Origin of the sequence: Micromonospora sp. DT46 (assembly GCF_049841735.1) — a bacterium.
GTDB classification, from domain to species: Bacteria; Actinomycetota; Actinomycetes; order Mycobacteriales; family Micromonosporaceae; genus Micromonospora; species Micromonospora reichwaldensis.
The window spans coordinates 24,694-49,137 of record NZ_JBNCKW010000003.1; the positions used below are offsets into that span (position 1 = coordinate 24,694).

Here is a 24,444-nt window from a genome sequence, read left to right on the forward strand (position 1 = left end):
TACGGAGCTCATGATGTCTACGTCCGCAGACAAGGTCGTCGAGGCGCTTCGCGCCTCGCTCAAGGAGACGGGCCGCCTCCGTCAGCTCAACCAGCAGCTGACCGCTGCCGCCCGGGAGCCCATCGCGATCGTCGCGATGTCCTGCCGCTACCCGGGCGGCGTGGCCAGCCCCGAGCAGCTCTGGGACCTGGTGGCCTCCGGCAGCGACGCCATCGGCGGTTTCCCGACCGACCGGGGCTGGGACCTGGACAACCTGTACGACCCGGACGCCGACCGGGCCGGCCACTCCACCACGCGGGAGGGCGGCTTCCTCTACGACGCGGCCGACTTCGACGCCGAGTTCTTCGGCATCTCGCCCCGCGAGGCCGTGGCGATGGACCCGCAGCAGCGGCTGCTGCTGGAGACGTCGTGGGAGGCGTTCGAGCAGGCCCGGATCGCACCCGCGTCCATGCGCGGGCAGAAGGTCGGCGTCTTCGTCGGTACCGCCGCCAACGGCTACGGCGTGGGCCCGCAGACCGAGGTCGAGGGCACCGACGAGGGCTACCTGCTGACCGGCACGGCCACCAGCATCGTCTCGGGACGGATCGCGTACGCCCTCGGCCTGGAGGGCCCCGCCGTCACGGTCGACACCGCCTGCTCGTCGTCGCTGGTCGCCCTGCACCTGGCCTGCCAGGCGCTGCGGCAGGGCGACTTCGACCTGGCCCTGGCCGGCGGCGTCTGCGTGATGGCCACCCCCGCCCCGTTCGTGGGCTTCTCCCGGCAGCGGGGGCTCGCCCCCGACGGCCGGTGCAAGTCGTTCGCCGCCGCCGCCGACGGCACCGGCTGGTCCGAGGGCGTCGGCATCCTGCTGGTGGAGCGGCTGTCGGACGCCCAGCGCAAGGGGCACCCCGTCCTCGCCGTGATCGCCGGCAGCGCCGTCAACCAGGATGGCGCGTCCAACGGCCTCACCGCCCCCAACGGGCCGGCCCAGCAGCGGGTGATCCGGCAGGCCCTCGCGAACGCCCGGCTGACCACGGCCGACGTGGACGCCGTCGAGGCGCACGGCACCGGCACCGTGCTCGGCGACCCGATCGAGGCGCAGGCGCTGCTGGCCACGTACGGGCGGGACCGGCCCGCCGACCGGCCGCTGCTGCTCGGCTCGATCAAGTCGAACATCGGTCACAGCCAGTCCGCCGCGGGCGTGGCCGGCGTGATCAAGATGGTGATGGCGATGCGGCACGGGCTCGTGCCGTCCACCCTGCACGTCGACGAGCCGACGCCGAAGGTGGACTGGTCGGCCGGCGAGGTGTCGCTGGTGACCGAGGCGACGCCGTGGCCGGTGACCGACCGTCCCCGCCGGGCGGCCGTCTCGTCGTTCGGCATCTCCGGCACGAACGCGCACACCATCCTGGAGGAGCCGCCCGCCGCCGACGCCGCGGCCTCCGCCGACGCCGGCCCGGCCCCCGCCCTGCCGGCGGTGCCCGTGCTGCTGTCCGCCCGGTCGGAGGCCGCGCTGAGGGCGCAGGCGGGCCGCTGGGCCCGGTGGCTGGAGGACGGCGAGACCCTCCGGCCGGTGGACGTCGGCTGGTCGTCGGTGGTGTCGCGCTCCGCGCTGGAGCACCGCGCGGTCCTCACCGCCACCGACCGCGAGGACCTGCTGGCCGGGCTGCGCGCCCTCGCCGCCGGCCAGCCGTCCGGCGCGGTGGTCGCCGCTCAGGCCGCCGACCGGGGCCCGCTCGCGGTGCTCTTCTCCGGCCAGGGCGCGCAGCGCGCCGGCATGGGCCGGGAGTTGTACGCCGAGTTCCCGGTCTTCGCGACCGCGCTGGACGAGGTGTGCGCGCAGCTCGACCCGCTGCTGCCGCGCCCGCTGAAGGACGTGCTGTTCGCTCCGGAGGGTTCCGCCGAGGCGGAGCTGCTGGACCAGACCGTGTTCACCCAGGCCGGGCTGTTCGCGGTCGAGGTGGCGCTGTTCCGCCTGGTGGAGTCGTTCGGGATCACACCGGACTTCGTGGGCGGGCACTCGATCGGCGAGGTCGCGGCCGCGCACGTGGCCGGGGTGCTGTCCCTGGCGGATGCGGCGGCGCTGGTGGCGGCGCGGGGCCGGCTGATGCAGGCGCTGCCCACGGGCGGCGGGATGCTGGCCGTCGCGGCGGCCGAGGCCGATGTGCTCGCCACGCTCGACGGCCTGGCCGACGTGGGGATCGCGGCCGTGAACGGGCCGACCTCGGTGGTCGTCTCCGGCGCCGTCGAGGCTCTCGACGAGGTGGAGCGGCTCTGGCGGGACCGGGGGGCACGCACGCGCCGGCTCACGGTCAGCCACGCGTTCCACAGTCCGCTGATGGAGCCGATGCTCGACGGGTTCCGGGCCGTCCTGGCCGGGCTGACCTTCGCCGCGCCGGCGTTGCCGATCGTGTCGAACGTGACCGGGGCGCTGGCCGACGCCGACGAGATCCGCACGGCCGACTACTGGGTGCGCCACGTCCGGCAGGCCGTCCGCTACGCCGACGGGGTCACCGCCCTGCGCGCCGCCGGCGTGGACGCGTTCCTGGAGATCGGCCCGCGCAGCGTACTGACCGCGATGACCCGGGACGTGCTGAGCGGGCAGGAGCCGGCGGACGCCGACGACGACACCCCGGTCATCGCCGTGCCCGTCCTGCGCGCCAACCGCCCCGAGGCGCGGGCCCTGCTCGCCGCCCTCTCCGAGCTGCACGTCAACGGGGCGCCCGTCGACTGGCCGGCCCTCTACGCCGGCGCAGGCGCGACCCCGGTCGCCCTGCCCACGTACGCGTTCCAGCGGCAGCGCTACTGGCCCGAGCAGATGCCGGTCTCGGTCACCGGCCCGGTCAGCCCGGACGTGGTGGACGTCGAGTTCTGGTCGGCGGTGGAACGTTCCGACGTGGCGGCCCTCGCCGCGCAGTTCGGCGACGACGGGGCGGACGTCCTGGCCCCGGCCCTGCCGGTCCTGTCGTCCTGGCGCAAGGCGCGGCTGCGGGACGCGGTCGTCGACGGCTGGTCGTACCGGGTGGTGTGGAAGCGGACCGCCGCCCCCGCGCCGGTCACCCCGTCCGGCCGCTGGCTGCTCGTCGAACCGGCGGGCGACGCCCCCACGACGGAATGGGCCGAGGCGCTCGCGGGGGCGCTGACCGCCGCCGGCGGCGAGGTGTCCCGGCTGGCGGTGGACCCGACGGCGGAGCGCGACCAGGTGACGGCGCGGGTGGCCGAGGCCGTGGGGGACACCCCGTTCACCGGGATCGTCTCCCTGCTGGGCCTGCTGGACCGACCGCACCCCGGCCAGCCGGCGGTGCCGCTCGGCACGGCCGCCACGATGACGCTGGTGCAGGCCCTGCACGCCGCCGACGTCGCCGCGCCACTGTGGACGGTGACCCGGGGCGCGGTCGGCACCGGCGACGCCGACCCGGTCCGCAGCGTCGCCCAGGGCGGCCTGTGGGGCCTGGCCCGGGTCGCCGGGCTGGAACACCCGCAGCTCTGGGGCGGCCTCGTCGACCTGCCGGACGGCCCCGACCGGAGCGACTGGGACCACCTGGTGGGCGTCCTGACCGGCGGCGGCCCCGAGGACCAGGTCGCCGTACGGCCCTCGGGCGTCTTCGTGCGCCGACTGGTGCGCGCCACGCCGGCCGCCGTAGGCGCCGTCGAGCGCTGGCAGCCGTCCGGCACCGTCCTGATCACCGGCGGCACCGGGGCGCTCGGCGCCCACGTGGCCCGCTGGGCGGCGGCCAACGGCGCGGCGCACGTCGTGCTGACCAGCCGCCGGGGCGAGCACGCTCCCGGGGCGGCCGAGCTGCGCGACGAGCTGACCGGGCTCGGCGCCCGGGTGACCCTGGTCGCCGCCGACATGGCCGACCGCGCCCGCGTCGAGGCGCTGCTGCGCGACGTCGACGCCGATCCGGCGCCGCTGACCGCGGTGGTGCACGCCGCCGGGGTGGGCCAGCTGAACATGCTTGCCGACACCGACCTCGCCGGGCTGGCCGGGGTACTCGACGGCAAGATCGCCGGTGCCGTGCACCTGGACGAGCTGCTGGGCGACCGGCCGCTCGACGCGTTCGTGCTCTTCTCCTCCATCGCCGGCATCTGGGGCAGCGGCGGACAGGCCGCGTACGCCGCCGGCAACGCCTTCCTCGACGCGCTCGCCGAGCGGCGCCGCGCCCGTGGCCTGGCCGTCACCGCCGTGGCCTGGGGACCCTGGGCCGAGGGCGGCATGGCCAGCGGCGAGGGCCAGGAACTGCTGGCCCGGCGCGGCCTCAGCCCCATGTCGCCGGCCCAGGCCGTGTACGCGCTGCGCAGCGCCGTCGGCCGGGCCGTGCCGTCGGTGACCGTGGCGGACGTCGACTGGTCCCTGTTCACCCCGGCGTTCGCCGCCGCCCGCGCCCGCCCCCTGCTCGACGACATCGCCGAGGCGCGCGACGCCCTGCGCGTGGTCGACGCCGAACCGGAGGACACCGCCGGCGGCGGGCTGCGGCAGCACCTGCTGACGCTGCCCCGCGCCGAGCAGGACCGCCACCTGACCGACCTCGTACGCACGCACACCGCCGCCGTGCTCGGCCACTCCGGCACCGAGCTGGTCAAGGCGAACCGGGCGTTCAAGGAGCTGGGCTTCGACTCGCTGACCGCTGTCGAGCTGCGCAACCGGCTCGGCGCCGCCACCGGGCTCACCCTGCCCACCACCCTGGTCTTCGACTACCCGAACCCGGCCGCCCTCGCCGACCACCTGTCGGCGACGCTGCGCCTGCACGAGGTCGACACCGTCACCACCTGGGGCCCCGCCGGGCCGGTGGACGACGACCCGATCGTCATCGTCGGCATGAGCTGCCGGTACCCGGGCGGCGTTGCCAACCCGGACGACCTGTGGGACCTGGTCGCCACCGGGCGCGACGGGATCAGCGGCTTCCCCGACGACCGGAACTGGGACATGGGCCGGCTGCTGGCCGTCGACGCCGAGGGGCGACCCGTGTCGCACACCCGCGAGGGCGGCTTCGTCGACGGCGCCACCACGTTCGACCCCGGCTTCTTCGGCATCTCGCCGCGCGAGGCGGTCGCCATGGACCCGCAGCAGCGCCTGCTGCTGGAGGCGTCCTGGGAGGCCGTCGAGCAGGCCGGCATCGACCCGGACGAACTGCGCGGCAGCCGTACCGGCGTCTTCGTCGGCGCCTCCCCGTCGGGCTACGGCACGACCGACACCCCGGCGGAGCTGGCCGGATACCAGCTCACGGGCGGCGCGCACAGCGTCATCTCCGGCCGGGTGTCGTACACCTTCGGGCTGGAGGGCCCGGCGGTGACGGTCGACACCGCCTGCTCGTCGTCCCTGGTGGCGGTGCACCTGGCCGCCCAGGCGCTGCGCGGCGGCGAGTGCGACATGGCGCTGGCCGGCGGCGTCACCGTGATGGTGACCCCGGGCGCCTTCGTCGAGTTCTCCCGCCAGGGCGGCCTCGCCCCGGACGGGCGCTGCAAGTCCTTTGCCGCCGACGCCGACGGCACCGGCTGGTCGGAGGGCGTCGGCGTGCTGCTGGTCCAGCGGCTCTCCGACGCCCGGCGGCAGGGCCGCCAGGTGCTCGCCGTGATCGCCGGCAGCGCCGTCAACCAGGACGGCGCGTCCAACGGCCTCACCGCCCCCAACGGGCCCGCCCAGCAGCGGGTGATCCGGCAGGCCCTCGCGAACGCCCGGCTGACCACGGCCGACGTGGACGCCGTCGAGGCGCACGGCACGGGTACGACCCTGGGTGACCCCATCGAGGCGCAGGCCCTGCTGGCGACCTACGGCCAGGGCCGCCCCGCCGACCGGCCGCTGCTGCTCGGCTCGATCAAGTCGAACATCGGCCACAGCCAGGCCGCCGCCGGTGTCGCCGGCATGATCAAGATGGTGCAGGCGATGCGGTACGGCCTGCTCCCGCAGACCCTGCACCTCGACGAGCCGACCCCCCACGTGGACTGGACCGCGGGCGCGGTGTCCCTGCTGGCCGAGGCGCGCCCCTGGCCGGCGGTGGACCGGCCGCGCCGGGCCGCCGTGTCGTCGTTCGGCATCAGCGGTACGAACGTCCACCTGATCCTGGAGCAGCCGTCCGCGCCGACCGGCGGGGACGAGCCGGAGGTCGAGGGCGAGCCGTCGCGGACGCCGTCGGTGCTGCCGGTGCTGCTCTCGGCCCGGGACGCGGCCGGACTGTCGGCGCAGGCCGACCGTTGGGCGCAGTGGCTCAGCGGCACCCGGACCTCGCGCCCGCTCGACGTGGCCTGGTCGTCGGTGGCGTCGCGGTCCGTGCTGGAGCACCGGGCGGCCGTGTCCGGTGCGACCCGCGACGAGCTGCTGGCGGGCCTCGAAGCCGTGGCGGCGGGCGAGCCCTCGGCCGGCGTGCTCACCGGCCCGGGCACTCAGCGCGGCCAACTCGCGTTGCTGTTCTCGGGTCAGGGCGCGCAGCGTGCCGGGATGGGCCGGGAGTTGTCGGCGGAGTTCCCGGTGTTCGCCGCCGCGTTGGCCGAGGTGTGTGCGCACCTGGATCCGTTGTTGCCGCGTCCGTTGCGGGAGGTGTTGTTCGCTGAGGCGGGCAGCCCCGAGGCGGGGTTGCTGGATCAGACGGTGTTCACGCAGGCCGGGTTGTTCGCGGTCGAGGTGGCGCTGTTCCGGTTGGTGGAGTCGTTCGGGGTCGTGCCGGACATGCTGGCCGGTCACTCGATCGGTGAGGTGACCGCCGCGCATGTCGCGGGGGTGTTGTCCCTGGCGGACGCGTGTGCTCTTGTGGCCGCGCGGGGTCGGTTGATGCAGGCGCTGCCCACCGGTGGCGGGATGCTGGCCGTGGCTGCCGACGAGGCCGCGGTGGCGGAGTCCATCGCGGGCCTGGGCGACCGGGTCGGTATCGCGGCGGTCAACGGGCCGACCGCCGTGGTGGTGTCGGGTGCCGTCGAGGCCCTCGACGAGGTGGAGCGGATCTGGCGCGACCGGGGTGCGCGTACCCGCCGGTTGACGGTGAGCCACGCGTTCCACAGCCCGTTGATGGAGCCGATGCTCGACGAGTTCCGGGCGGTCCTGGACGGGTTGACGTTCTCCGCGCCGTTGCTGCCGGTCGTGTCGAACGTGACCGGCGCCCTGGCCGGCGACGAGATCCGCACCCCGGAGTACTGGGTGCGGCACGTGCGGGAGGCGGTGCGCTTCGCCGACGGGGTCACCGCCCTGCGCGAGGCGGGTGTGGACACGTTCCTGGAGGTCGGTCCGCAGAGTGTGCTGACCGCGATGGCTGCCGACGTGCTGCCCGGCGACGACGGTGTGCTGGCCGTCGCGGTGCAGCGGCGGGACCGGGCGGAGGCGCAGGCGCTGCTGCACGCTCTGGCGGAGTTGCACGTGCACGGCGTGCCGGTGACCTGGACGCAGTGGTTCGCCGACACCGGTGCGCGCCGCGTCGACCTGCCCACGTACGCCTTCCACCGCGAGCGGTACTGGCTGCCGCCGGCCGGCCAGTCGGCCGACGTCTCCGGGGCCGGCCTCGGCGTGGCGCGGCATCCGCTGCTCGGCGCGGCGGTGTCGGTCGCCGGCGAGGACATGGTCGTGCTGACCGGCCGGCTGTCGGTGTCGACCCACCCGTGGCTCGCCGACCACGTCATCTCCGGCGCCGTGATCGTGCCCGGCACCGCCCTGGTGGACCTCGTCGTCCGGGCGGGCGACGAGGTCGGTGCCTCCCGTGTCCGCGAACTGACCGTGCTCGCCCCGCTCGTGCTGCCCGCCACCGGCGGCGGGGTACGGGTACAGGTCCGGGTCGGTCCCGTCGACGGGACCGGCAGCCGCTCGGTGACTGTGCACTCCCAGCCCGAGGACGACCCCGAGTCGGGCTGGACCCGGCACGCCGACGGCCTCGTCAACGCCCCCACGGCCGACGAGCCCACGGTGGGCGCGTGGCCGCCGCCCGGCGCGTCCGAGGTGGACGTCACCGGCTGGTACCCGGCCGTGGCCGAGCACGGGCTCTCCTACGGGCCGGTCTTCCGGGGCCTGCGGCGGGCGTGGACCGCCGAGGGCGAGGTGTTCGCCGAGGTCGCCCTCCCCGACGAGGTGCTCGGGGACCCGGCGGGATTCGGCGTGCACCCGGCGCTGCTGGACGCCGCCCTGCACCCCGTCGGGCTGCTGCCCGCCGACGAGGCCGGCGGCGCCCGGGTGCCGTTCGCGTTCGAAGGGGTGCAGGTCCACGCGGTCGGGGCCCGGACGCTCCGGGTCCGCCTCACCGCCACCGGCAACTCCGTGCGGCTGGTCGCCGTCGACGAGACCGGTGTGCCGGTGGTGTCGGTGGACTCGCTGACGCTGCGCGAGCTGACCGGCATGGCGGCACCGTCCGACGAGGCGCACCGATCCCTGTTCGAGGTGTCCTGGCAGCCCGAGCAGATCACCGCGCCCGACGGCGCGTACGGCTGGGCCCTGCTCGGTGACCGGCCGCTCGACGGCGCGCCGCAGCTTCCGGCGTACGCCGAGGTCGCGGCGGTGGCCACGGCGGTGACGGACGGAACGGCCCCCGCTCCCGCGGCGCTGCTGCTGCCCGTCTCTCCGGCGGCGCCCGGGGCGGACCTGCCCGACGCGGCGCGGTCGGTCACGGCGGACGTCCTCGGCGCGGTGCAGGCCTGGCTGGCCGCCGATTCCCTGGCGGACTCGCGGCTGGTCGTGGTGACCCGTGGCGCGGTGGCCACCGGCACGACCGACCGCGTCACCGACCTGGCGGGCGCCGCGGTCTGGGGCCTGCTGCGCTCGGCCCAGTCGGAACACCCCGGCCGGATCGTGCTGGCCGACCTCGAACCGGGCGTCGACCTGGACGCCGACCTGCTGGCCCTGCTCGCCGCAGCCGCCGACGACCCCGCCCTCGGCGGGCAGCTCGCGGTGCGGGCGGGCACGGTGTACCTGCCGCGGCTGGTCCGCGCCACCGGCGACGCGCGCACCCCGGCGACCCTGGGCCGGGGGACCGTCCTCGTCACCGGCGGCACCGGCTCGCTCGGCGCCCTGGTGTCCGAACACCTCGTCACGGCGTACGGCGTGCGCTCGCTGGTGCTGGCGTCCCGGCAGGGCCCGGCGGCCCCCGGCGCCGACGACCTGGTGCAGCGGCTGGCCGAGCTGGGCGCGACCGCCCGGGTGGTCGCCACGGACGTGACCGACCGCGAGCGCGTCGGCGAGCTGGTCCGGGCGATCACCGCCGAGGACCGCCTGGCCGGGGTGGTGCACACCGCCGGCGTCCTCGACGACGGCGTCGTCAGCGGGATCACCGCCGAGCGGCTGGCGGACGTGCTGGCCCCGAAGGTCACGGCCGGCTGGTGGCTGCACGAGGCGACCGCCGAGCTGGACCTCGACCTGTTCGTGCTCTTCTCCTCCGTCGCCGGGGTGCTCGGCTCTCCCGGCCAGGCCGCCTACGCGGCCGGCAACGCCTTCCTGGACGCCCTCGCCGTGCTGCGGGCGCAGCGCGGGCTGCCCGCGGTCAGCCTCGCGTGGGGCATGTGGGACACGGACGGCATGGCCGCGTCGATCAACGACACCGACCGGGCGCGGGTGACCCGGGCCGGTCTGGTTCCGATGACCGCACCGGTCGGGCTCGGGCTGTGGGACGCCGCCCTGGCCCACGGCGGCGCGGCGCTGGTACCGGCGGTGGTCGACCTGCCCGCCATGCGGGCGCAGACCGCCGCCGGCCGGGTGCCGGTGATGCTGCGGGCCCTGGTGGGACCGGGCACCAAGCGCCGCCGCTCCGGCTCCGGCGCCTGGGTCGACCGGCTGGCCGGGCTCGACCCGCAGGAGGCGCGCACGCAGGTGGCCCTGCTGGTCCGGGGAATGATCGCGCAGGTCCTCGGTCACGGCGGCGCCGAGGCGGTGCCGGCGGACCGGGCGTTCCGGGAACTGGGCTTCGACTCGCTGACCGCCGTCGAGCTGCGCAACCGGATCAACGGCGCGACCGGGCTGCGGCTCACGTCGACGCTCGTCTTCGACTACCCGACCCCCGGCGCCCTGTCGGAGCACCTGTACGAGCAGCTGTCCGGCCAGGTCGCGGACCAGCAGCAGGCCGTGCGGGCGACCACCGTCGACGAGCCGATCGCGATCGTGGGCATGGCCTGCCGCTACCCGGGTGGCGTGACGAACCCGCAGCAGCTGTGGGACCTGGTCGCCGCCGGGGCCGACGGCATCGGCGAGTTCCCCACCGACCGGGGCTGGGAACTCGACCGGCTCTTCCACCCCGACCCGGACAACCCCGGCACGTCGTACACCCGGCACGGTGGCTTCCTGTACGGGGCCGCCGAGTTCGACCCGGGCTTCTTCGGCATCTCGCCGCGTGAGGCGATCGCGATGGACCCGCAGCAGCGGCTGCTGCTGGAGACCTCGTGGGAGACGTTCGAGTCGGCCGGTCTCGACCCGCAGCGGTTGCGCGGCAGCCGGACCGGCGTGTTCGCCGGCCTGATGTACCACGACTACGCCTCCGGCGTGCAGGACCTGCCCGAGGGCGTGGGCGGTTACCTCGGCACCGGCACCTCCGGCAGCGTGCTGTCCGGTCGGGTGGCGTACACGTTCGGCCTGGAGGGGCCGGCGGTCACCGTCGACACGGCGTGCTCGTCGTCGCTGGTGGCGCTGCACCTCGCGGTGCAGGCGTTGCGCAGCGGCGAGTGTGATCTGGCGCTGGCCGGTGGCGTGACGGTGATGGCCACCCCCGGCACGTTCATCGAGTTCTCCCGGCAGCGGGGTCTGTCGGCCGACGGCCGCTGCAAGTCGTTCGCGGCGTCGGCCGACGGCACCGGCTGGTCCGAGGGCGTCGGCGTGCTGCTCGTGCAGCGCCTCTCCGACGCCCGGCGCGAGGGCCGGCGGGTCCTGGCGGTGGTACGCGGATCGGCGATCAACCAGGACGGCGCGTCCAACGGGCTGACCGCCCCGAACGGTCCCTCTCAGCAGCGGGTCATCCGGCAGGCGCTGGCGAACGCGCGGCTCACCACCGCCGACGTGGACGCCGTCGAGGCGCACGGCACCGGCACCACCCTCGGCGACCCCATCGAGGCGCAGGCCCTGCTGGCGACGTACGGGCAGGACCGTCCGGAGGACCGGCCGCTGTGGCTGGGCTCGATCAAGTCGAACATCGGCCACACCCAGGCCGCCGCCGGGGTGGCCGGCATCATCAAGATGATCATGGCGATGCGCCACGGGCTGCTGCCGTCCACGCTGCACGTCGACGAGCCGTCCCCGCACATCGAGTGGAGCGCCGGGGCGGTCTCCCTGCTCACCGAGGCACGCGACTGGCCCGTGGCGGGCCGGCCGCGCCGCGCGGCGGTCTCGTCGTTCGGAGTCAGCGGCACCAACGCGCACGTCATCATCGAGCAGCCCCCCGCAGAGGCGGAGCCGACCCGGGGCGAGGGCGCGCCGACGCCCGCCGCCGAGCGGCTGCCGGCCCCGGTGCTGCTGTCGGCCCGCTCCGAGGCCGCCGTCGCGGCCCAGGCGGAGCGCTGGGCCCGCTGGATCGCCGGCGACGAGGCGCTGCGCCCCGTCGACGTCGGCTGGTCGTCGACGGTCAGCCGGGCCGTGCTGGAGCACCGCGCGGTGGTCACCGCGACGGACCGGGACGAACTGCTGTCCGGGCTGCGCGCCCTCGCCGCCGGCGAGTCGGCCGCCACCGTGGTCACCGGCATGGGCGCGACGCGTACGCAGCTGGCTGTGCTCTTCTCCGGCCAGGGCGCGCAGCGCGCCGGGATGGGCCGGGAGCTGTCCGCCCTGTTCCCGGTGTTCGCGACCGCGCTGGACGAGGTGTGCGGACACCTCGACCCGTTGCTGCCGCGTCCGCTGCGGGAGGTGCTGTTCGCCGAGGCGGGTACGGAAGAGGCGGAGCTGCTGGACCAGACCGTCTTCACGCAGGCCGGTCTGTTCGCGGTCGAGGTGGCGCTGTTCCGCCTGGTGGAGTCGTTCGGGATCGTGCCGGACGTGGTGGCCGGTCACTCGATCGGCGAGGTGACGGCCGCGTACGTGGCCGGGGTGCTGTCCCTGGCCGACGCGTGCGCTCTCGTTGCCGCGCGGGGCCGGTTGATGCAGGCGCTGCCCACGGGCGGCGGCATGCTGGCCGTGGCCGCCGCCGAGGACGCCGTGGCGGAGTCGATCGCCGGGCTGACCGACCGCGTCGGCATCGCGGCCGTCAACGGGCCCACCGCCGTGGTGGTGTCTGGTGCGGTCGAGGCCCTGGACGAGGTGGAGCAGGCCTGGCGGGACCGGGGCGTGCGTACCCGCCGGCTCACCGTCAGCCACGCGTTCCACAGCCCGCTGATGGCGCCGATGCTCGACGAGTTCCGCGCCGTACTGGCGGGGCTGACGTTCCGGGCGCCGCTGCTGCCGGTGGTGTCGAACCTGACCGGCGCGCTCGCCGACCCGCAGGAGATCACCCGCGCCGAGTACTGGGTGCGGCACGTGCGGGAGGCCGTCCGCTACGCCGACGGCATCGCCGCCCTGCGGGCCACCGGGGTCGACACCTTCCTGGAGATCGGCCCGCAGAGCGTCCTGACCGCGATGAACGCCGACCTGCTCGCCGAGGACGCGCTCGCGGTGGCCGTCCAGCGCCGGGACCGTCCCGCCCCGCAGGCACTGCTGCACGCCCTCGCCGACCTGCACGTCCACGGCGTCCCGGTGACCTGGACGCAGTGGTTCACCGACGCCGGCGCCGCCCGGGTCGACCTGCCGACGTACGCCTTCCAGCACCAGCGGTACTGGCTCGGCGCGGGCCAGGCGCGTACCGCCGACGTGTCCGGCGCGGGCCTCGGCGTGGCCGGGCACCCGCTGCTCGGCGCGGCGGTCACCGTCGCCGGCGCGGACATGGTGGTGCTGACCGGCCGGCTGTCCCTCGCCACCCACGCGTGGCTCGCCGACCACGTCGTCTCCGGCGCGGTCATCGTGCCCGGCACCGCCCTGGTGGAGTTGGCCGTCCGGGCCGGCGACGAGGTGGGCGCGTCGCGGGTGCGGGAGCTGACCGTCGCCGCGCCGCTGGTGCTGCCGGAGGCCGGCGCCGTACGGGTGCAGGTGCGCGTCGGCGCGGCCGACGAGGCCGGCACCCGGGTCGTGGCGGTGCACTCGCAGGCCGAGGGCGACCCGGAGGCCGACTGGGTCCACCACGCGGAGGGCGTGCTGGAGCCGGCGACGGCCGACGAGCCGAGCCTGGGGGAGTGGCCCCCGACCGGCGCGTCCGAGCTGGACGTCACGGGCTGGTACCCGACGCTTGCGGAGCACGGCCTGACGTACGGGCCGGTGTTCCAGGGGCTGCGCCGGGTGTGGACCGCCGGCGATGACGTGTACGCCGAGGTGGCGCTGCCGGACGAGGCGGCGACGGAGGCGGCGCGCTTCGGCGTGCACCCGGCGCTGCTGGACGCCGCCCTGCACCCGATCGGGCTGCTGGCCGGTGCGGAGGGTTCGGGTGGGCCGCGGGTGCCGTTCGCGTTCGAGGGTGTGCAGGTGCACGCCTCGGGTGCGCGGGTGCTGCGGGTGCGGCTGTCGCGTACGGGCTCGGCGGTGCGCCTGGTCGCGTGCGACGAGTCGGGCGCGGCCGTGGTCTCGGTCGACTCCCTCGCCCTGCGCGAGCTGACCGGCGTGGCTGCGGCGGGCGCGGCGGCCCGCTCGATGTTCGAACTCACCTGGCAGGCCGAGGAGATCGCCGCCGCCGGGGACCTCTCCGGGTGGGCGCTGGTCGGCTCGCCGGCAACCGCCGACCTGCCGGCGTACGGCGACGTCGAGGCGCTCGTCGAGGCGGTCGACGCCGGCCGGACGGTCGCACCGAAGGCGCTGCTGCTGCCGCTCGACGCGCCGGAGAGCGCCGGCCCCGACGCGGTACGCGCGGCGACCACGGCCGTGCTGGCGACCGTCCGGTCCTGGCTGGCGGCGGACGCGCTGGCGGAGTCGCGGCTGGTGGTGGTGACCCGGGGCGCGGTGTCGGTGGGTGCCGAGGACCGGGTGTCGGACCTGGGCGGTGCGGCGGTGTGGGGTCTGCTGCGTTCGGCGCAGTCGGAGCATCCGGGTCGCATCGTGCTGGCGGACGTCGACGGTGACGTGGACACCGGGTTGCTGGGTGTGCTGGCCACGGTGGCCGACGAGCCGGTGGCGTTCGGTGGTCAGGTCGCGGTGCGTGCGGGTGGGGTGTTTGTGCCGCGTCTGGTGCGCGCGGTCGCCCCGGCGTCGGCGCAGACGCCGGCGGTCGGTGACGGTGCGGTGCTGGTCACCGGTGGTACGGGTGCGTTGGGTGCGCTGGTGGCGGAGCACCTGGTGTCGGTGCACGGGGTGCGGTCGCTGGTGCTGGTGTCGCGGCGTGGCCTGGAGGCTGCGGGCGCGGGTGAGCTGTCGGAGCGGTTGTCGGCGCTGGGTGCGTCGGTGCGGGTGGTCGCCTGTGACGTGACGGACCGGGATCAGGTGTTCGGTCTGGTGGCCGAGGTTTCCGCCGGGGGTCGGCTGGCGGGCGTGGTGCACACGGCCGGCGTCCTGGACGACGGGGTGATCGAGCGGGTCACCGAGGAGCGTCTGGCGGGGGTGTTGGCGCCGAAGGTGTCGGCGGGTTGGTTCCTGCACGAGGCGACGGCGGGTCTGGATCTGGATCTGTTCGTGGTGTTCTCGTCGGTGGCGGGTGTGCTCGGTTCGCCGGGTCAGTCGGCGTACGCGGCGGGCAACGCGTTCCTGGACGGGTTGGCGGTGTACCGGCGGCAGTTGGGTCTGCCGGCGGTGAGCCTGGCGTGGGGCATGTGGGACACCGCCGGCATGGCGGCGTCGATCGACGAGGCGGATCGGGCGCGGTCGGCGCGGGCTGGCCTGACGCCGATGAGCGCCGAGGTCGGGCTGGAGCTGTTCGATGCCGCCCTGGTGGCGGAGCGGCCGACGTTGGTGCCGGCCGTGATCGACGTACCGGCGATGCGCGCAGCGCTCGGCGCCGGCCCGGTGCCGGCCGTGCTGCGTACCCTGATCGGGTCGACGGCGGCCCGGCGACGGGCCGCGCGGGGCGGCGACTGGGCCAACCAACTCGCGGGCCTGGCGCCCGACGAGGCGCGCGCCCAGATCGACGTGCTGGTGCGGGGCCTGGTCGCGCAGGTGCTGGGGCACGGTGGCGCGGAGGCGGTGCCCGCGGACCGGGCGTTCCGGGAGCTGGGCTTCGACTCGCTGACGGCCGTGGACCTGCGTAACCGGTTGAACGCGGCCACCGGGCTGCGGCTGGCCTCGACGCTGGTCTTCGACTACCCGACCCCGGCCGTGCTCGTCGACCACCTGCACGAGCAGGTCTCCGGGCAGATCACCGCCCGCCAGACGGCGGTGCTCACCACCAGCACCGACGAGCCGATCGCGATCGTGGGCATGGCCTGCCGCTACCCCGGTGGCGTCGAGAGCCCGGACCAGCTGTGGGCGTTGCTGGCCGGCGGCGGCGACGGGATCTCGGAGTTCCCCACCGATCGCGGCTGGGACCTGGAGTCGCTGTTCGACCCGGACCCGGAGCACAGTGGTACGTCGTACACGCGCCACGGTGGTTTCCTCTACGGGGCCGCCGACTTCGACCCGGGCTTCTTCGGCATCTCGCCGCGCGAGGCCCTGGCGATGGACCCGCAGCAGCGGCTGCTGCTGGAGGCGTCGTGGGAGTCGTTCGAGTCGGCCGGGCTGGACCCGCAGCGGCTGCGGGGCAGCCGGACGGGTGTCTTCGCCGGCGTGATGTACCACGACTACGCCTCCCGCCTGATGGACCTGCCGCCGGACGCCGAGGGCTTCGTCGGCACGGGCACGTCGGGCAGCGTGCTCTCCGGCCGGGTCGCCTACACGTTCGGCCTGGAGGGCCCGGCCGTCACCGTCGACACGGCGTGCTCGTCGTCGCTGGTGGCGCTGCACCTCGCGGCGCAGGCGTTGCGCTCCGGTGAGTGCGATCTGGCGTTGGCGGGTGGTGTGACGGTGATGGCGACGCCCGGCACGTTCATCGAGTTCTCCCGGCAGCGCGGGTTGTCGCAGGACGGCCGCTGCAAGTCGTTCGCCGCGTCGGCCGACGGCACCGGCTGGTCCGAGGGCGTCGGCGTGCTGCTCGTGGAGCGGCTGTCGGACGCGCGGCGCAACGGGCACCGCGTGCTGGCGGTGGTGCGCGGCACGGCCGTGAACCAGGACGGCGCGTCCAACGGCCTGACCGCCCCGAACGGCCCGTCGCAGCAGCGGGTGATCCGGCAGGCGCTGGCGAACGCGCGCCTGACCACCGCTGACGTGGACGCCGTGGAGGCGCACGGCACGGGCACGACGCTGGGTGACCCGATCGAGGCGCAGGCGTTGTTGGCGACGTACGGGCAGGAGCGTCCGGGGGATCGGCCGTTGCTGTTGGGGTCGGTGAAGTCGAACATCGGGCACACGCAGGCCGCCGCTGGTGTGGCTGGTGTGATCAAGATGGTCATGGCGATGCGGCACGGCCTCGTGCCGGCGACCCTGCACGTGGACGAGGCGTCGCCGCACGTGGACTGGACGGCCGGGGCGGTGGCCCTGGCTGCGGAGGCGACGCCGTGGCCGGCGGTGGATCGGCCGCGTCGGGCGGCGGTGTCGTCGTTCGGGATCTCCGGCACGAACGCGCACGTGATCATCGAGCAGCCGCCGGCCGAGGCGATCGAGGGCGAGATCGTCGCCCGGGACGTGCCGCCGGTCGTACCGGTGCTGCTGTCGGCCCGCGACGCTGCCGCGCTGTCGGCGCAGGCGGGCCGGTGGGCGCGCTGGCTGACCGCTGAGGAGGCCCCGCGTCCGCTGGACGTGGCCTGGTCCTCCGTCACCACCCGGCCCGCGCTGGAGCACCGGGCGGTCGTCACCGCCGCCGACCGGGACGACCTGGTCGCGGCGTTGACCGCCCTCGCCGACGGCGACCCCACCGGTACGGTCGTCTCCGGCGCCACCGGCCAGCGGGGCCAGCTCGCCCTGCTCTTCTCCGGCCAGGGTGCGCAGCGCGCCGGGATGGGCCGGGAGTTGTCCGCCCTGTTCCCGGTGTTCGCGACCGCGCTGGACGAGGTGTGCGGACACCTCGACCCGCTGCTGCCGCGTCCGTTGCGGGAGGTGCTGTTCGCCGAGGCGGGCAGCCCCGAGGCGGAGCTGCTGGACCAGACCGTCTTCACGCAGGCCGGTCTGTTCGCGGTCGAGGTGGCGCTGTTCCGCCTCGTGGAGTCGTTCGGGGTCGTGCCGGACATGCTGGCCGGTCACTCGATTGGCGAGGTGACGGCCGCGTACGTGGCCGGGGTGTTGTCGCTGGCCGACGCGTGTGCTCTCGTGGCCGCGCGGGGCCGGTTGATGCAGGCGCTGCCCACGGGCGGCGGGATGCTGGCTGTGGCCGCCGACGAGGCCGCCGTGGCGGAGTCGATCGCCGGGCTCGCCGACCGGGTGGGCGTCGCGGCCGTCAACGGACCCACCGCCGTGGTGGTTTCCGGTGCCGCCGAGGCCCTGGACGAGGTGGAGCGGGTCTGGCGGGAGCGGGGCGTGCGCACGCGCCGTCTGACGGTGAGCCACGCGTTCCACAGCCCGTTGATGGAGCCGATGCTCGACGAGTTCCGGGCGGTCCTGGACGGCCTCACCTTTGCCGCGCCGTTGCTGCCGGTCGTGTCGAACGTGACCGGCGCCCTGGCCGGCGACGAGATCCGCACGGCCGACTACTGGGTGCGGCACGTGCGCGAGGCCGTCCGCTTCGCCGACGGGGTCACCGCCCTGCGCGAGGCGGGTGTGGACACGTTCCTGGAGGTCGGCCCGCAGAGCATCCTGACCGCGATGGCCGCCGACGTGCTGCCCGACGACGACGCCGTGCTGGCCGTGGCCGTGCAGCGCCGGGACCGGCCGGAGGCGCAGGCGCTCCTGCACGCCCTCGCCGAGCTGCACGTGCACGGGATGCCGGTGACCTGGCAGTCGTGGTTCGCCGACACCGGCGCGCGCCGCGTCGACCTGCCCACGTACGCCTTCCAGCACCAGCGCTACTGGCCCGCCGCCAACCGGGCGCGTACGGGCGACGTGTCCGGGGCCGGGCTCGGCCGCACCGAGCACCCGCTGCTCGGCGCGACCGTGGACCTGGCCGGCGACGACGAGATGGTGCTGACGGGCCGGCTCTCCCTGGCCACGCACCCGTGGCTGGCCGACCACACGGTCTCCGGGCTGACGCTGGTGCCGGGCACCGCCCTGGTCGAGCTGGCCGTGCGGGCCGGCGACGAGGTGGGCCTCTCCCGGCTGCGGGAGCTGACCATGGCCGCCCCGCTGGCCCTCCCCGGAACGGGAGGCGTGCGGATCCAGGTGCGGGTGTCCACGTCGGAGTCGCCGCAGCGTCCCGTCGCCGTCTACTCCCGCCCCGACGACGACCCCGAGGCGGGCTGGACCCGGCACGCGGAGGGCGTGCTGGAGCCCTCCACCGCCGACGAGCCGGACCCGGTCACCTGGCCCCCCGCCGGCGGGGCCGAGGTGGACCTGGCGAGCTGGTACCCGACGCTGGCGGAACACGGCCTGACGTACGGGCCGGCCTTCCAGGGACTCCGGCGCGCCTGGACCAGCGGCGCCGAGGTGTACGCCGAGGTGGTCCTGCCGGACGACGCCGCGACGGAGGCCGCCGGGTTCGGCGTGCACCCGGCGCTGCTGGACGCCGCCCTGCACCCGATCGGGCTGCTGCTCGGTGGCGAGGAGTCGGGCGGTCCACGGGTGCCGTTCGCGTTCGAGGGCGTGCAGGTGCACGCCTCGGGGGCGGGGGCGCTGCGGGTACGCCTGACCCGCGACGGCTCCGGGTTGCGGCTGGCCGCGTACGACGAGGTGGGCGCGCCGGTCGTGTCGGTGGACTCCCTCGTCCTGCGGGAGCTGACCGGTGTGGCCGCGCCGGGCGTGGCCGCGCGTTCGCTGTTCGAGCTGCGGTGGCCGGCCGTGGAGGCCGCGCCCGCCGGGGAGCTTTCCGGATGGGCGCTGGTGACCGGCGGCCGGGAGCTGGTGGCACCCGCCGGAGTGCCCACGTACCCCGACGTGGCGACGGTCGCGGGGGAGGAGTCCGTCCCCCGGACGCTGCTGCTGCCGGTGTTCCCCGCGTCCGGTTCGGCGGCGGCGACGCCGGAGTCGGTCCGGGCGGTGGCTTCGGACGTGCTGGCGACGGTGCAGTCCTGGCTCGCGGCGGACGCCCTGGCGGACTCGCGGCTCGTGGTGGTGACCCGGGGCGCGGTGTCCGTCGGGGACGAGGACCGGGTGACCGACCTGGCCGGTGCGGCGGTGTGGGGTCTGCTGCGGTCGGCGCAGTCGGAGCACCCGGGCCGCATCGTCCTCGCGGACGTCGACGGTGACCCGGATGCCGGGCTGGTGGCCCTGCTGGACGGCGTCCTGCGGGAGCCGGCGTCGACCGGCGGCCAGCTCGCCGTCCGCGAGGGCGCGGTGTACTCGCCGCGCCTGGTCCGGGCCGGCATCACGGCCGCGCAGACGCGCAGCCTGGGTGACGGTGCGGTGCTGGTGACCGGCGGTACGGGTGCGCTCGGTGCGCTGGTCGCGGAGCACCTGGTGTCGGTGCACGGCGTGCGCTCGCTGGTGCTGGTGTCGCGGCGTGGTCCGGAGGCCGCCGGTGCGGGCGAGCTGTCGGAGCGGCTGTCCGCGCTGGGTGCGTCGGTGCGGGTCGTCGCCTGTGACGTGACGGACCGGGACCAGGTGTTCGGGCTGGTGGCGGAGATCGGCGCCGAGGGCCGGCTGGCGGGTGTGGTGCACACCGCCGGTGTCCTGGACGACGGTGTCGTGGAGGGGCTGACCGCGGAGCGTCTGGCGGGGGTGTTGGCGCCGAAGGTGTCGGCGGGTTGGTTCCTGCACGAGGCGACGGCGGGTCTGGATCTGGATCTGTTCGTGGTGTTCTCGTCGGTGGCGGGGGTGCTCGGCTCGCCGGGCCAGTCGGCGTACGCGGCGGGCAACGCCTTCCTCGACGCCCTGGCGGCGTACCGGCGGCAGCTCGGGTTGCCGGCCGTCAGCCTGGCGTGGGGCATGTGGGACACCCCCGGCATGGCCGCCTCGATCGAGGAGGCGGACCGGGCGCGTTCCGCGCGGGCTGGCCTGACCCCGATGAGCGCCGAGACCGGGTTGGAGCTGTTCGACGCCGCCCTGGGCGCCGACCGGGCGGCCCTCGTACCGGCCGTGATCGACGTGCCCGCGCTGCGGGCGGCGACCTCCGGCGGCCCCGTGCCGGCCGTGCTGCGCACCCTGATCGGCGTGACCGGCACCCGCCGCCAGGCGGGGCAGGGCGGTGGCGGCTGGGCCGACCGGCTCGCCGGGCTGACCGAGGACGAGGGCCGCGCCCAGGTCGACGTGCTGGTGCGGGGCCTGGTCGCCCAGGTGTTGGGGCACGGCGGTGCGGAGGCGGTGCCCGCGGACCGGGCGTTCCGGGAGCTGGGCTTCGACTCGCTGACGGCCGTGGACCTGCGTAACCGGTTGAACGCGGCCACCGGGCTGCGGCTGGCCTCGACGCTGGTCTTCGACTACCCGACCCCGGCCGCGCTCGCCGACCACCTGTGGTCGGAGTTGGCCGGGGTACGCCAGTCGACCGCCGGCCCGGTCGCCGGCCCGGTCGTCGGCACCGACGAGCCGATCGCGATCGTGGGCATGGCCTGCCGCTACCCGGGCGGGGTGGAATCCCCCGACGAACTGTGGGAGCTGCTGGCCGGCGGCGGCGACGGGATCTCCGAGTTCCCGGCGGACCGCGGCTGGGACCTGGAGTCGCTGTTCGACCCGGACCCGAACCGCAGCGGTACGTCGTACACGCGCCACGGTGGCTTCCTGTACGGCGCCGGCGAGTTCGACCCGGGCTTCTTCGGGATCTCGCCGCGCGAGGCCCTGGCGATGGACCCGCAGCAGCGGCTGCTGCTGGAGGCGTCGTGGGAGTCGTTCGAGTCCGCCGGGCTGGACCCACAGCGGTTGCGGGGCAGCCGGACGGGTGTCTTCGCCGGCGTCATGTACCACGACTACGCCTCCCGGCTCATGGACCTGCCGACCGAGGTGGAGGGCTACGTCGGGACCGGCACCTCCGGCAGCGTGCTGTCGGGTCGGGTCGCCTACACGTTCGGCCTGGAAGGCCCGGCGGTCACCGTCGACACGGCGTGCTCGTCGTCGCTGGTGGCGCTGCACCTCGCGGCGCAGGCGTTGCGCTCCGGCGAGTGTGATCTGGCGTTGGCCGGTGGCGTGACGGTGATGGCGACGCCGGGGACGTTCATCGAGTTCTCCCGGCAGCGCGGGTTGTCGCAGGACGGCCGCTGCAAGTCGTTCGCCGCGTCGGCCGACGGCACCGGCTGGTCCGAGGGCGTCGGCGTGCTGCTGGTGCAGCGCCTCTCCGACGCCCAGCGCGAGGGCCGGAAGATCTACGCCGTGGTGCGCGGCACCGCCGTGAACCAGGACGGCGCGTCGAACGGGCTGACGGCCCCGAACGGTCCCTCGCAGCAGCGGGTGATCCGCCAGGCCCTCGCGAACGCGCGGCTCACCACCGCCGACGTGGACGCCGTCGAGGCGCACGGCACCGGCACCACCCTCGGTGACCCGATCGAGGCGCAGGCCCTGCTAGCGACGTACGGGCAGGAGCGTCCGGGGGACCGGCCGCTGCTGTTGGGGTCGGTGAAGTCGAACATCGGGCACACGCAGGCCGCCGCCGGTGTCGCCGGTGTGATCAAGATGGTCATGGCGATGCGCCACGGGCTCGTCCCGCCGACCCTGCACGTGGACGAGCCGTCCCCGCACATCGACTGGACGGCCGGGGCGGTGACCCTCGCGACCGAGCCCACCCCGTGGCCGGCCGTGGACCGGCCGCGTCGGGCGGCGGTGTCGTCGTTCGGCATCTCCGGCACCAACGCGCACGTGATCATCGAGCAGCCGCCGGCCGAGGCGATCGAGGGCGAGATCGTCGCCCGGGACGTGCCGCCGGTCGTGCCGGTGCTGCTCTCCGCGCGCTCCGATGCGGCCCTGGCCGGCCAGGCGGGCCGGTGGGCGCGCTGGCTCGCTGCCGACGAGGCCCCGCGTCCGCTGGATGTGGCCTGGTCCTCCGTCACCACCCGGCCCGCGCTGGAGCAGCGCGCCGTCGCCGTGGTGGCCGACCGGGACGACCTGCTCGCCGCGCTGCGCGCCCTCGACGCTGGCGAGCCCTCCGGGGCCGTCGTGACCGGCTCCACCGCCGTACGCGGCCAGCTCGCGCTGTTGTTCTCGGGTCAGGGTGCGCAGCGTGCCGGGATGGGCCGGGAGTTGTCCGCCCTGTTCCCGGTGTTCGCGACCGCGCTGGACGAGGTGTGTGCGCATCTCGATCCGTTGTTGCCGCGTCCGTTGCGGGAGGTGTTGTTCGCTGAGGCGGGCAGCCCCGAGGCGGGGTTGCTGGATCAGACGGTGTTCACGCAGGCCGGGTTGTTCGCGGTCGAGGTGGCGCTGTTCCGGTTGGTGGAGTCGTTCGGGGTCGTGCCGGACATGCTGGCCGGTCACTCGATCGGTGAGGTGACGGCGGCGTACGTGGCCGGGGTGTTGTCCCTGGCCGACGCGTGCCAGCTCGTGGCCGCGCGGGGTCGGTTGATGCAGGCGCTGCCCACGGGTGGCGGCATGCTGGCCGTGGCCGCCGACGAGACTGCGGTGGCGGAGTCTCTCGCTGGGCTGACCGACCGCGTCGGCATCGCCGCTGTCAACGGCCCCACCGCAGTGGTGGTTTCCGGCGCCGTCGAGGCCCTGGACGAGGTGGAGCGGGTCTGGCGGGATCGGGGCGTGCGCACGCGCCGTCTGACGGTGAGCCACGCGTTCCACAGCCCGTTGATGGAGCCGATGCTCGACGAGTTCCGCGCGGTCCTGGACGGCCTCACCTTTGCCGCGCCGCTGCTGCCGGTCGTGTCGAACGTGACCGGTGCCCTGGCCGGCGACGAGATCCGCACCCCGGAGTACTGGGTGCGGCACGTGCGGGAGGCGGTGCGCTTCGCCGACGGGGTCACCGCCCTGCGCGAGGCGGGTGTCGACACGTTCCTGGAGGTCGGTCCGCAGAGTGTGCTGACCGCGATGGCTGCCGACGTGCTGCCCGGCGACGACGGTGTGCTGGCCGTCGCGGTGCAGCGGCGGGACCGGGCGGAGGCGCAGGCGCTGCTGCACGCTCTGGCGGAGTTGCACGTGCACGGCGTGCCGGTGACCTGGACGCAGTGGTTCGCCGACGCTGGCGCGCGCCGCGTGGACCTGCCCACGTACGCCTTCCAGCACCAGCGCTACTGGCCGGAGGGCACGCCCGCGAAGCAGGCCGCCCCGGAGGGCGGCGACACCGAGTTCTGGGCCGCCGTCGAGCGGGGCGACCTGGCCGCCCTCGCCGCCGAACTCGGCGACGACACCGAGGACCTGGACGCGCTCGCCCCGGCCCTGCCGCTCCTGGCGCGCTGGCGTCAGCACCGGTCGCGGGACACCGCCCTCGACGGGTGGTCGTACCGGGTCGGGTGGGAGCCGGTGCGGCCGGCCCCGGCGACCCGGTTGTCCGGGCGGTGGCTGGTCGTCACCGTCGACAGCGGCGCCGACGCGGGCGTGGCGAAGACCCTCACCCAGGCGGGCGCGCGGGTGGACACGCTCACCGTGTCGTCCACCCTCGCCCGCGCCGAACTGGGCAAGCGGCTGGGCCGGATCAGCGGGGACGGCTGGGCCGGGGTGCTCTGCGTGCTGCCCCGGCAGGACCGGCCCCTGGCGCACACCCCGGCGGTGCCCGCCGGCGCGGCCGCCCTGCTCACCCTCACCCGGGCGCTCACCGACACCGGCCTGCCGGGACGGGTGTGGGCGCTGAGCCGTACCGCGATGCCGGTCACGGCCGGAGAGCGGGCCGGCGACGTCTGGGCGGCCCTGGCCTGGGGCCTGGGCCGGGTCGTCGCCCTCGAACAGCCGGACCGCTGGGGCGGCCTGGTCGACCTGCCCGACCGCGCCGACCGCGGCGCCCGCGCCGGGCTCGTCGCGATCCTCGCCGACGGCACCCTGGACCAGGTGGCCGTCCGCCGCAACGGCCTCTTCGGCCGGCGGCTGGTGCCGGCCGCGCCGCCCGCGGGTGCGGGTTGGCGGCCCGCCGGGACGGTGCTGGTGACCGGTGGTACGGGTGCCCTGGGTCGGCACGTGGCGCGCTGGTTGCTGGCCAACGGGGCCGCCGAGGTGGTGCTGGCCTCGCGGCGGGGTCCGGCGGCGCCGGGCGCGGCCGAGCTGGTGGCCGAGTTGGGCGCGGTGCGGGTGGTGGCGTGCGACGTCACCGACCGGGCGGCGGTCGACGCCCTCGTGGCGGACCTGCCGGCGCTGGCCGCCGTCGTGCACACCGCCGGGGCGTCCGGCGGCACCACCCCGGCGTACGAGGTGACCGACGGCGAGCTGTCGGAGACCCTGGCCGGCAAGGTGCTCGGCGCCGTGCACCTCGACGCCGCCTGCCGGGGCCGGGACCTCGACGCGTTCGTGGTCTTCTCCTCCGTCGCCGGCGTCTGGGGCGGCGGCGGGCAGGCCGGCTACGCGGCCGGCAACGCCCTGCTCGACGCGCTCGTCGCCGCCCG

General features: G+C 75.7%; 1 protein-coding gene (only partly in view). It reads left to right on the forward strand.

Annotated elements, in window-relative coordinates:
* Nucleotides 1-13: 13 nt before the first annotated feature.
* Nucleotides 14-24,444: the 5' portion of a type I polyketide synthase gene (locus ACLQ20_RS08450; protein ID WP_425854862.1), read on the forward strand. It continues 5,401 nt past the right edge of the window; only the first 24,431 of its 29,832 coding nucleotides appear in the window; the start codon lies at nt 14-16; its stop codon lies off the right edge, out of view.